The organism is Helicobacter pylori HUP-B14, from assembly GCF_000259235.1.
In the GTDB taxonomy this organism is placed as follows: Bacteria; Campylobacterota; Campylobacteria; order Campylobacterales; family Helicobacteraceae; genus Helicobacter; species Helicobacter pylori_CU.
This window is the reverse complement of the sequence record NC_017733.1, coordinates 1,523,724-1,535,692: the sequence shown is the minus strand read 5'-3', so window position 1 is coordinate 1,535,692 and position 11,969 is coordinate 1,523,724. Positions and strand designations below refer to the sequence as shown.

Below are 11,969 nucleotides of genomic sequence, written 5' to 3'. Positions count from 1 at the left end.
TCAGTTATGATTATACTCACTCCATTAAACGATTGGGTATCTTTCTTTTAAAAAGCTAAATAGTATTACTCTTTTACACAATGAAGTTAATTTTGTTTGTTATTCATTTTCTTATTATTTTGTAATCGTTGGTTGGGATTTAAAATAGAATTCACTTAACGATTAAAGGATGCGTTTATGAAAGACAACACAACCTTAAGTAGGGACATTGGCTTCAACCAATTGATGATGATCGCTTTAGGGGGGACGATTGGCACCGGGCTTTTTGTAGGCACAGGGGGGAATATCGCTAGCGCGGGCCCTTTAGCCACGCTTTTAGCGTATTTGATTGGAGGGATTATTGTCTATTCTATTGTTTTATCTTTGGGGGAATTAGCGAGCGTGTATCCCACTACAGGGAGTTTTGGGGATTATGCGAGCCGTTTCATTAACCCAAGCACAGGGTATATGGTCTTTTGGATGTATTGGCTGAGCTGGGTTTTAACCGTGGCCGTGGAATACATCGCTATAGGCTTGCTTATGCAACGATGGTTCCCGACTGTTCCTGTGTATGTGTGGGTCATCGCATGCATTGCGCTTTTATTTTTATTGAATTTCTTTTCGGTTAAGATTTTTGCCACAGGCGAATTTTTGCTCAGCACCATTAAGGTTTTAGCGGTCTTTGTGTTTATTGTGCTTGGGGGCATTGGCATTGTTTATTCGTTTTATTTGCATGGATTTGAAGGCGTGTTTGCTAATTTCTATTTTAATGGGGAGACTCAAGGGCTAGAAAAAGGCTTTTTCCCTAAAGGAGTGGGGGCGTTCTTTGGGGCGATTTTAGCGGTGATTTTTGCTTACACGGGCACAGAGATTATTGGCGTTGCAGCAGGAGAAACTAAAGATGCGAAAAAAGTCATGCCTAAAGCGATTAAGGCGACTTTATGGCGGATCGTGTTTTTCTTTTTAGGGGCGGTGTTTGTGGTATCGGTGTTTTTACCCATGACGGATAGCGGTTTGACGCAAAGCCCTTTTGTGAGCGCTTTAGAAAAAATCCCCTTACCCTTTTTGGGCGTGGGTATCCCTTATGCAGCAGATATTATGAATTTTGTCATTGTCACTGCGATTTTATCCACCGCTAATTCTGGGTTATACGCTTCAGGGAGGATGATTTATGGCTTAAGTCAAAAAAAGATGTTTTTCCCCCTTTTTGCTAAACTTAACGCCTCTGGAACGCCCACTTATGCTTTATATTTATCTTTAGGGGTTACACTTATTGGCATGCTCACCGAAGCGTTTGCACCAGAAAAAATCATGGCAAGCTTGATCAATGTGGTGAGTTTTATGGTGATTATTGTATGGATCAGCATCAGCGTAGCGCAATACCGCTTCAGGAAAGAGTATCTGGCTTTGGGGAAATCCTTAAAAGATCTGCCTTATAAAGCCCCCCTCAATCCCTTAATCCAAATCATTGGCATCAGCGGGTGCTTAGTGGGGCTTATAGGGGCGTATATGGATGCGAATGAACGCATTGGAGGGTATCTCACGCTAGTGTTTATGGGGCTTTGCTATGGAGCGTATTATTTGAGTAAGGACAAATGGGGCTATCAGCAAGAAAAAGGAATTTGAAGGAGTTATAAAATGATTTTAGTAGGATTAGAAGCGGAGTTAGGAGCGTCAAAAAGAGGCACCGATAAAGGGGTTAGGCGTTTGAGAGAGGTTTTGAGCGCAACGCATGGCGATGTGATTAAAGGCATGCAAACGATCACTCAAGAGCGGTGCGTGCTTTATAAAGAGTTTAGATACGCTAAGAATTTTGAAGATTACTACCTTTTTTGTAAAGAAAATTTGATCCCTTGCATGAAAGAAGTGTTTGAGAAAAAAGAATTCCCTTTGATTTTAAGCTCAGAGCATGCGAACATGTTTGGGATTTTCCAAGCCTTTAGGAGCGTTCATAAAGACAAAAAAATAGGGATTTTGTATTTAGACGCGCATGCGGATATTCATACGGCTTATGACAGCGATTCAAAGCATATCCACGGCATGCCTTTAGGCATGGTTTTAAATCGTGTCCGTAGTGGGTTTAATCGCATGAGCGAGAGCGAAGAAAAGGCATGGCAGAAGCTTTGCTCTTTGGGGTTAGAAAAGGGAGGGTTAGAAATTGATCCTAAATGTTTGGTGTATTTTGGGGTAAGAAGCACCGAACAGAGCGAAAGAGATGTGATTAAGGAATTGCAAATCCCTTTATTTAGCGTGGGCGCGATAAGAGAAAACATGCAAGGAGTGCTTCAAAAAACCAAAGAATTGTTAAAAGCGGTGGGTATTATTTACCTTAGCTTGGATTTAGACATTATGGATGGCAAGCTTTTTACTTCTACCGGCGTGCGTGAAAATAACGGGCTGAGTTTTGATGAATTAAAGCAATTACTGGGCTTGCTTTTAGAAAGTTTTAAAGACCGATTAGGGGCCGTTGAGGTAACCGAATACAACCCCACGGTGAGTATAAAACACAATAACGAAGAAGAAAAGCAGGTTTTAGAAATTTTGGATCTCATCATTAAGTGCTGTAAAATTAAAGATGAGAGGCGATCTTTTGCAATGAGTCGCTGATCGCTTTTCAAACCAAACGATAAAAAGTTGAAAAAGTTGAAAAATGAGATCTAAAAAACAGGAGGCATCAAGAAAAAATCAGTGCAAAAATCCTTTTGACAAAGGATTTTAAGACTAAAATGGTAATACACACAAACACAAAAAGATAATCATTTAGGGTGTTAGCGCTTTTGAGATCACTTAAAGCTTAGGCCTAGATTATCGGTTTATGGATTTTATTCTACAAGGGGCAGTGTTTAGATGGAAAGTTAAACCACTTTGAGCGTCAAAGAATGTCTTGTGTGTTTTGAGAACGCATGCAAGCTTGTCGTGTGTCAAAAATGGGGATTTTTCACTAGAGATTGAGTAAAATCAGCCAAATCAAAAAAAAAAAAAAAAAGATTTTCATGAGATTAATAAAATTTTAAGAATTTTTATGATAAAATTCCGTGCATTATTAAGTTTTTTTTGTTTTTATTACTTAATAGGCGTTCGTTATTGGTGTGATTTTACTTGAAAAGTTTAAATCATTTTTTAATCTCTCAAAACATTAAGGAGTTTGTGTTGCATAAAAAAGTTCTGTTGGCTTTAACTGCTAGTTTGATTTGCCAAGAGTCTTTGTTCGCTAAGGAAAAAGACTACACTTTGGGCAAGGTTTCTACTTCCGGGAAAAAGGATAGATCTGATTATTCTGGGCAGGTCAATTTGGGTTATAGCGGGATTACCGCGCCTAAGAGTTGGCAAGATGAAGAAGTGAAAAAATACACAGGAAGCCGCACGGTGATCTCTAATAAAGCGCTCACCCAACAAGCTAACCAAAGCATTGAAGAAGCTTTACAGAATGTCCCCGGTCTGCAAATTAGGAATGCCACAGGCGTAGGAGCTATGCCCACTATCCAAATCCGTGGCTTTGGAGCTGGAGGTTCAGGGCATAGCGATGCGACGCTCATGTTAGTTAATGGTATTCCTGTTTATATGGCCCCCTACGCTCACATTGAGCTAGACATTTTCCCTGTTACCTTTCAAGCCATTGATCGCATTGACGTGATTAAAGGTGGAGGCAGCGTGCAATATGGGCCTAACACTTATGGGGGTATTGTCAATATCATCACTAAACCTATCCCTACTCAATGGGAAAACCAAGCGACTGAAAGGATCACTTATTGGGCTAAGGCTAGAAACGCCGGGTTTGCCGCTCCCCCTGATAAAACCGGCGATCCTTCTTTTATCAAGTCTTTAGGCAACAATCTCCTCTATAACACTTACGTGAGGAGTGGAGGGATGATTAATAAGCATGTGGGTATCCAAGCGCAAGCTAACTGGGTTAGAGGACAAGGCTTTAGGGACAATAGCCCCTCTAATATTTCAAACTATTGGCTAGATGGGATCTATGACATCAATGAAAGCAATGGGATTAAAGCCTATTACCAATACTACGATTTTGCTATCGCTCAACCGGGATCACTCAGCGAGCAAGATTACAAAATAAACCGCTTCGCTAATTTGCGCCCCTTAAACCAAAAAGGCGGACGTTCACAACGCTTTGGGGCTGTGTATGAAAACCGCTTCGGGGATTTAGACAGAGTGGGCGGGACTTTTAGCTTCACCTACTATGGGCAGTTGATGACTAGGGACTTTCAGGTGAGTTCTAGCTACAATAGCGCTAACATGGTTACTTGTTTTAGCGAAGCGGTATGCAGGGCGGCAGGACTTCCGGCAGGGTACAACTTGGCTGTGCCTTATTATGCCACCAACTACAATGGCTGGGCAGAAGTAGAAAACCCTGTGCGCTCCATTAACAACGCTTTTGAGCCTAAAGTGAATTTGATCGTCAATACCGGGAAAGTCAAGCAAACCTTTATCATGGGCTTGCGTTTCATGACCACCACTTTTTTACAGCGCCAATACTTAAACACCAATGAATGCGCCACCAAAACGAGCGGTGAGGGGGCAGGCTTCTTGTGTGAGGGTGCTAACGTGATGAGCGGTTGGAAACCCCACATCAAGCATGGCGTTTATAGAAACTGGAATAACTGGCGTAACAATTACACGGCAGTCTATTTGAGCGATCGCATTGAAGCTTGGGATGGGCGCTTTTTCATCGTGCCTGGTTTGCGCTACGCTTTTGTGCAATACAACAACGAAAATGCGGCTAATTGGGTGCAAATCCCTGAGAAGGATTTAAGAAAAATCAAGCACATGAACAATTGGATGCCCTCAACCAACATTGGCTTTATCCCTGTGCAAGGCGATCACAATGTGCTTACCTACTTCAACTACCAACGCTCTTTTGTCCCGCCTCAATTAGACGTTTTGAGCTATGGAGGAGCGGAGTATTTTACCCAACACTTTGACACGGTGGAAGCAGGAGCACGCTACACCTATAAGGATAAATTCAGCTTCAATGCAGACTACTTCAGGATTTGGGCGCGCGATTTTGCCACCGGGCAGTATTCAGTCTATACAAGCGGTCCCATGAAGGGTAATGTGCGCCCCATTAATGGCTATTCTCAAGGCGTGGAGCTAGAATTGTATTACAGGCCTATTAGAGGGTTGCAATTCCATGCCGCTTTCAACTACATTGACACTCGTGTAACTAGCCATGGCCCTTTGACAGACTTGAACGGGGATGTGCTAAAAGGGACAAGCTATAACAAGCATTTCCCATTTGTAAGCCCTTTCCAGTTCATTTTTGACGCTCGCTACAATTGGCGTAAAACCACCATTGGTATTTCTAGCTATTTTTACAGCCGCGCTTATAGCGGGATTAGCAACAGCGCAGCAGGAGGCTATTATGGGATGCAATATTATAGTGGGGGGAACAACTATGAAAGCGTTCTTAATAGCGGTTATCAATGCGAAGCTTGGTGTATGACCCAACATGAAGGGCTCTTGCCTTGGTATTGGGTGTGGAATATCCAAGTGAGCCAAATTTTCTGGGAAAATGGGAGACACAGAGTTACAGGAAGCTTGCAAATCAATAATATCTTTAACATGAAGTATTATTTTACAGGGATTGGCTCTAGCCCTGCAGGCTTGCAACCCGCGCCTGGAAGATCGGTTACAGCGTATTTGAACTACACTTTCTAAAGGCTTTAAAAAAGGGGGGGGGGTTGTTGCGCTATGATGAGCCGCTCAAATTAGCCGCTTAGCAGTTTCACTAATATTGTGGAGCATTCATTTAAGAGCGCTCCAAATAAGTTTCTTTGAGGCTGGCCTTAGCCCTTTGCCAATTAGGCAAATACAAACTCAGCAAATCCCTAAAATATTCGTTATGGTGGCGTGCTTTTAAATGCAATAATTCATGCACAACCACATATTCAATGCCCTCACTAGGCGCTTTAGCCAATTCCAAATTAAAAAGTAGGGTGCGTTTAGCAATATTACAACTCCCCCATATCCGTTTCATTTTTTGGATTCTAAAGCTTTGTATGCTTTCGTTTAAAATCTTTTCGTATTGGTTGATATAGGTTTGTATTTTTTCTCTCAAAACTTGTCTGTAATAGTTTTCTAACACTTTTAAGCGGTTTTCTAAGCTTGTCTTTTGATGGACATGCAAGATTAAATATTTAGGGCTTTGGAGGACGAAGTGTTTTTTTATAGTGTGTTCAATCTTTAACAAATAGCGTTTCCCAAAAAGATAATGGCTTTCTCTCTCTAGCATTTCTCTTTGGCTTTGTCTGTTTTGGTTTAAAAAATTTTGTTGCTGTTCTTTTATCCAAGGGAGTCTTTTAATCAAAGAAAACCTAAGGCTCTCATCGTTTAAAGCTAGGGGGCAAGACACACGCACAGAGCCATCAGGTGGGCAAACGCTAATGTGTAAATGCTTAATATCCTTTTTTTCTATAGCGATGTTGGTATTATTTAAAGTCAAACAATAAGCGTTCATTAATGATACTCCTTTATGTGTTTGGCTAAATTAAAGGCATTTTCTAACAAAACCTTATCGTTTATGATTTTTCTTAAAGCGATTTTAAGGTTTTTTTCTTTTTGATTATGCCCCACCCAACCATCTTTTTTATTACCCCTTATGCATGCGTCTATTTTTAAAGCTAATGGTTCATTTTGATCTAAATTATCATAGAGAGTTTTTAAAGCGTTAGTGTTGATCTTTTTAGGGTAATTTCTATCTTCTTTATGGATAACTTTTTTGGCTAAATGTTGGATTTGTTGCAAGTATTCTAAATAGGTTAATTTCTTTTCCCTAAACTGGAGAATCAAATCGTTTAAAAGCGAAGATAATTTTTCGTAATACTTAGGATCGCTCGCTTCTTTTTCTATAATGCGTTTTCTGGTGTTATTAGCGATGCTTTCTGCCATAGAGCTTTCATTTTTAAATACTTGAGATAACGCCTTATTAAAATCATTAACATTCATTTGGACTAAAACTTCGCACAACCCTTGATCTTCTATTTGGATTAGCGTCTCGCTATCCGTGGCTTTAATGTAAGCGTCTAAGATCCGGCGCATCTCTTCGCTATAGCTTTTTAAATCCACGCTATCCCCACTACTCAAGCCAACCGCTTTTTGTAAATGCCTATAAAATCCCGCTTCTTGTTTGATTGGTTGCATTTCTTCTTTAGAATAAATGGGCTTTTCTAAGTTATTCAATTCCACAAACATTCTTAAAAACGCGCCAACAAGCTGGTAAAACAACCGCCTTTTTTGAGCGTTTTTTTCTAAATCGCTCCCGCAAAAATAAGCGATATAATCCATTTCATCTTTTGGCTCTTTCACGCTTTCGCAAAGCGATTTTAACTGATCTCTAGTTTCTTCTAATTTTTTCTTAATCTTTTGGGCTTTGTCAGAGATAAGCCCTTGAATGTCTTCTCTTTCATAGTTTTCAAACGCTTTATTAGTGTAATCGCTGTGTGCTTCTTGTAGGCTATCAAACAAATCCTTATAGTCTATGATACAGCCAAAATCCTTATCTTCGCTATCTAATCTATTCACCCTGCACACCGCTTGAAAAAGCCCATGATCTTGCATTTTCTTATCAATATATAAATAAGTGAGGCTTGGCGCATCAAAACCGGTCAATAGCTTATCCACCACGATCAACAGCTTCATTCTATTAGGCTCATTAATAAAACGCTCTTTAACTTTTTCTTCAAACTCTTTAATTTTATTGAGGGCTTTTTTCTCATCTTTTTCATTAAAAAAGTTTTGCAGCATTTTGCAATAAATGCGGTATTGATAACTCTCTTCGCTCTCATCGCTCCCGCAATCTTTAAGATCAGCGATATTGGGTTCATAGCTTGTGATCACAGCCACCTTATCCTTTAATTCTGTTTCTAAAAAGAGTTCAAAATACCGGCATGCGTTATACACGCTTTCAGCCACCAGCATGGCATTCCCCTTTTCATTTCTCAATCGTGGGAGTTTTGCCATATCCAATACAATATCTTGTACAATGCGAGCTAATCTGTCTTTAGTGGAAAAAACTTTTTGCAAATTAACCCATTTCTTTTTAAGCTCTGTTTTAGCCGTCTCATTCAAGCCTTGGGTTTTTAATTCAAAATATTCATCCAGCTTTTCAGGGTTGCTGACATATTGATCCACGCTCCTGGCTTCATAATTTAAATCCAGCACCACCCTATCGCTAACGGCTTCATTAAATTTATAGCAATGGATATAGTTCCCAAACACTTCCTGGCTTGTCTTTTTATCTTGTTTCAATAAAGGCGTGCCGCTAAAGGCGATAAAAATCGCATTAGGGAGCAGGCTTTTCATGGCTTTGTGCAATTTGCCGCTTTGGGTTCTGTGGCATTCATCCACTAAAACAACCCATTCCTTTAAAACAGGTTGTTTTTTTAAATCTTCTAAGTCGTTGTCATCAAATTTATGGACAAGCGAGCTAACCAAAGATTTCTTATTTTCAAACAGCACGCTCAACAAATCCTTCTTGCTGTCTGCGCGATAAATAGTCTCGCCTATTCCCAAAAACACGCCTTGAATTTGAGCGTCTAATTCCCTCCTGTCTGTAACGATTAAAACCCTCGCTTGTTGTTTATTCCTTCTTAGCCATTGAGTAAGCCACACCATAGTAAGGCTCTTACCGCTGCCTTGCGTGTGCCAGATAATCCCCCCTTCCTTTCTTTGGATAAATTCTTGCGTTTTTTTAATTGCAAAATACTGGTGGAACCGGGCGCATTTCTTTTGCCCCTTATCAAAAATCAAAAAATCATGGATAAATTCTAAAAACCTTTTTTTCTTTAAAAAGCATTCAATCGTCTCAAACAAATTTTTTAAAACGCCCTCTTCTTTCCAAGAAAGGTAGTGTTTTTCTTTAGTTTCTATGACGCCATATCTTAGCCCTTGACTTTCATTGCCCGCCATAACCAATTGGATCGTTTTAAAAAAATCTCTAATAAACTCTTTCTTTTGGTTGTCTAAATTTTGCCTGATACCGCTTTCTACGCTCACGCTGGATTTTTTTAATTCTAGCACCCCTAAAGCGATCCCATTAACGTAAAGCACTATGTCCGGCCGCTTTGCGTTTGGCCCTTTAACGCTCACTTCTTCAGCCACGCTAAATTCATTCTTAGAAATATCTTTCCAATCAATGAGATAAGTCGTTTGAGTGTTTTCATTCTGGCTTATTTTAGTTCCCACGCCATAAATCAAAAGATCGTAAAATTTTTGATTCGCTTCGTATAAGTCGTTTTTTAAAGCATCATTGATTTTATGCTCAATTTTATGCCACCTTTCAGGCTCAATTTTTTGACTTTTAATTAGCCATGCTTTTAGGCTTTCTTTATTAATGTTTTCATTATCGCTCTTTGTTAAATCCCCTAAATACGCATAGCCCATTGCTTTAAAAGTTTCTATGACTTGTTTTTGAACTTCTTTTTCTGTTTTCATCATAAACCCCTTAAGAACGCTTTTTACCGCTTTATATTATAATCCTAAAAACAAAATAGGGCGGTTAAAATGGCGATCAAAAAAAGCGAATTGTATAGCTCTTTATGGGCTGGAGCGGATAGTTTAAGGGGCGGAATGGATGCGAGCGAGTATAAAAACTATGTTTTGAACCTGCTTTTTTTAAAATACATCAGCGATAAAGCCAGAAATGACGCTAAAAACAATGCTGATAGTGAAATAGAAGTGCCACAAGGGTGTTTTTATGAAGACATTCTCGCTTTAGAGGGCGATAAGGAAATAGGCGACAAGCTCAATAAAATCATCGCCAAGATCGCAGAGCGAAACGATTTAAAAGGCGTGATTGACAGCGTGGATTTTAACGATAACACTAAGCTAGGCGAGGGTAAGGCGATGATTGACACCCTTTCTAATTTGGTTAAAATCTTTGCGGATTTGAGTTTGGGCGCGCATGGGGCTTTAGACGATGATTTGTTGGGTGATGCTTACGAATATTTAATGCGCCATTTCGCCAGCGAGTCCGGTAAATCCAAAGGGCAGTTTTACACCCCTAGCGAAGTTTCGCTTTTATTGTCCCTTTTGCTTGGCATTGATGAAAACACCAGACAGGATAAAAGCATCTATGATCCCACTTGCGGGAGCGGTTCGTTATTATTAAAAGCTTCTAGTTTGGCCGGTGAAAAAGGTTTAACTATCTATGGTCAAGAAAAAGACATTTCCACCACAGCCCTTTGTAAAATGAATATGATCTTACACAAATAGCGCTGATGCTGATATTGCTAAAGGGGGTTCTAGCACCCTTTCTAACCCCCTTTTTACTACTGAAAATGGCATGCTAAAAACCTTTGACTATGTCGTGGCTAACCCTCCCTTTAGCCTGAAAAACTGGACTGATGGGCTGAGCATAGACCCCAAAAGCAAGCAAGTCATTAACGATAGCTTCAATCGTTTTGAAGACGGCACACCCCCTGAAAAAAACGGCGATTTCGCTTTTTTGCTCCACATCATCAAATCCTTAAAAAACACAGGCAAAGGGGCAGTGATTTTACCCCATGGGGTGCTATTTAGGGGGAACGCTGAGGGAGTGATTAGAAAAAATCTTTTATTAAAAGGCTATATTAAAGGCGTGATAGGCCTAGCCCCTAACCTTTTTTATGGCACTTCCATTCCTGCATGCGTGATCGTTTTAGACAAAGAAAACGCGCATGCCAGAAAGGGCGTTTTTGTGATCGATGCGAGCAAGGATTTTAAAAAAGACGGCAATAAAAACCGCTTGAGGGAGCAAGATGTCCAAAAAATGATAGACACTTTTAACGCTTACAAAGAAATCCCTTATTATTCCAAAATGGTAAGCCTAGAAGAAATCAGCGCTAACGACTATAACTTGAATATCCCGCGCTACATTGCCGCCAAGCAAGAATTGGAAAAAGACTTGTTCGCTTTAATCAACAGCCACAAGGCCAGTTATTTGCCCAAAAACGAAATAAAAGCCTACGCCCCTTATTTTCAAGTTTTTAAAGAGCTTAAAAACACGCTGTTTAAAAAGAGCGATAAAGAGGGTTATTACGCTTTAAAAACAGAATGCGAAAACATCAAAGAATTAATCACTCAAAGCCTAGAATACCAAACCTTCCACGCTTCTGTTTTGAGCGCTTTTGAAAGCTTGAATTTATTTGAAACTTTTAATGATTTAGAGCCAGGTTTTAACCCAAAAACCCTCATAGAAAGCGTTTGCTCAAAGGTTTTAAAAGAATTTGAAAAAGTGGGAATTTTAGACAAATACGGCGTGTATCAGCTCTTCAAAGATTACTATAACGAAGTCTTGCAAGACGATTGGTTCCTCATCTCATTCAATGGCTTTATAAGCGCTAAAGAATTGAGAAAATTAACCCCCCTAAAAGACAAAAACAAAAAAGCCAATTATTTAGAGGAGCCGGATTTTGTCATTCAAAAAACCTACTACAAAAGCGATCTAATCCCTAAACATTTAATCAAACAACGCTTTTTTGAAAAAGAAGCGAAAGAATTAGAAGAATTAGAAAACGCCCTCAATGAAAAAGAGGCTAATTTTGAAGAATTTATAGAAGAGCATTCTAACGAAGAGGGGCTTTTTGATGGATTGAAAATCAACGAAAGCGTTTTGAAAAAAGAGCTAAAAAACGCCACAGACCCAGAAGATAAACAAATCCTAAAAACCGCTTTAGAATGGCTAGAAGCTAAAAACAAGGCGCTAAAAGTGAAAAATAAAGCTTATGAGGAGCTGGAATTAAAAGCGTTCCACCAGTATAAAAACCTTGAAATCAATGAAATTAAAGATCTCATCATCAAAGACAAATGGCTCAACAGCTTGAAAAACGCCCTAGAAAACAAGATCCAAAAACGCATCAACGCTTTTGCTAGCGCTCTTAATGAAATCATTTCAAGCTATTCTAACAGCTTGTTAGAATTAGACAAAGAAGTCAAAGAGAGCGAATCAAAAGTTTTAGAGCATTTGAAAGATTTGGGGCTAATGGGGTGATAGG

General features: G+C 39.6%; 5 protein-coding genes and 1 pseudogene. 4 read left to right on the top strand and 2 right to left on the bottom strand.

The features are described from left to right. Window positions 1-177: 177 nt before the first annotated feature. From HPB14_RS07370 to HPB14_RS07360, 3 genes are all read left to right on the top strand, one after another. A complete protein-coding gene (locus HPB14_RS07370) occupies window positions 178-1,605 on the top strand; it encodes an amino acid permease (protein WP_000654580.1) in 1,428 nt (475 codons plus the stop codon). A 12-nt stretch (window positions 1,606-1,617) separates the two neighbouring features. Beyond that, window positions 1,618-2,586 (top strand): arginase, encoded by a 969-nt coding sequence (gene rocF, locus HPB14_RS07365; RefSeq protein WP_000604461.1) that lies wholly within the window; start codon window positions 1,618-1,620, stop codon window positions 2,584-2,586. A 543-nt stretch (window positions 2,587-3,129) separates the two neighbouring features. Next, window positions 3,130-5,655, top strand: coding sequence for a TonB-dependent receptor family protein (locus HPB14_RS07360; protein ID WP_014658553.1), 2,526 nt, complete (start codon window positions 3,130-3,132; stop codon window positions 5,653-5,655). 91 nt (window positions 5,656-5,746) lie between these two features. Here the strand turns inward: HPB14_RS07360 and HPB14_RS07355 are convergent, their stop codons facing one another. Further along, window positions 5,747-6,454: a YgjP family zinc-dependent metalloprotease gene (locus HPB14_RS07355; RefSeq protein ID WP_000995248.1), complete on the bottom strand. Its 708-nt coding sequence runs from the start codon at window positions 6,452-6,454 to the stop codon at window positions 5,747-5,749. Continuing rightward, window positions 6,454-9,429 (bottom strand): type I restriction endonuclease subunit R, encoded by a 2,976-nt coding sequence (locus tag HPB14_RS07350; RefSeq protein WP_000845643.1) that lies wholly within the window; start codon window positions 9,427-9,429, stop codon window positions 6,454-6,456. Before HPB14_RS07350 ends, HPB14_RS07355 begins: the two co-directional genes overlap by 1 nt. Window positions 9,430-9,498: 69 nt before the next feature. Between HPB14_RS07350 and HPB14_RS07345 the strand changes: the two are divergent. Continuing rightward, window positions 9,499-11,965, top strand: a pseudogene (locus tag HPB14_RS07345) (type I restriction-modification system subunit M). The last annotated feature ends 4 nt before the right edge of the window (window positions 11,966-11,969 follow it).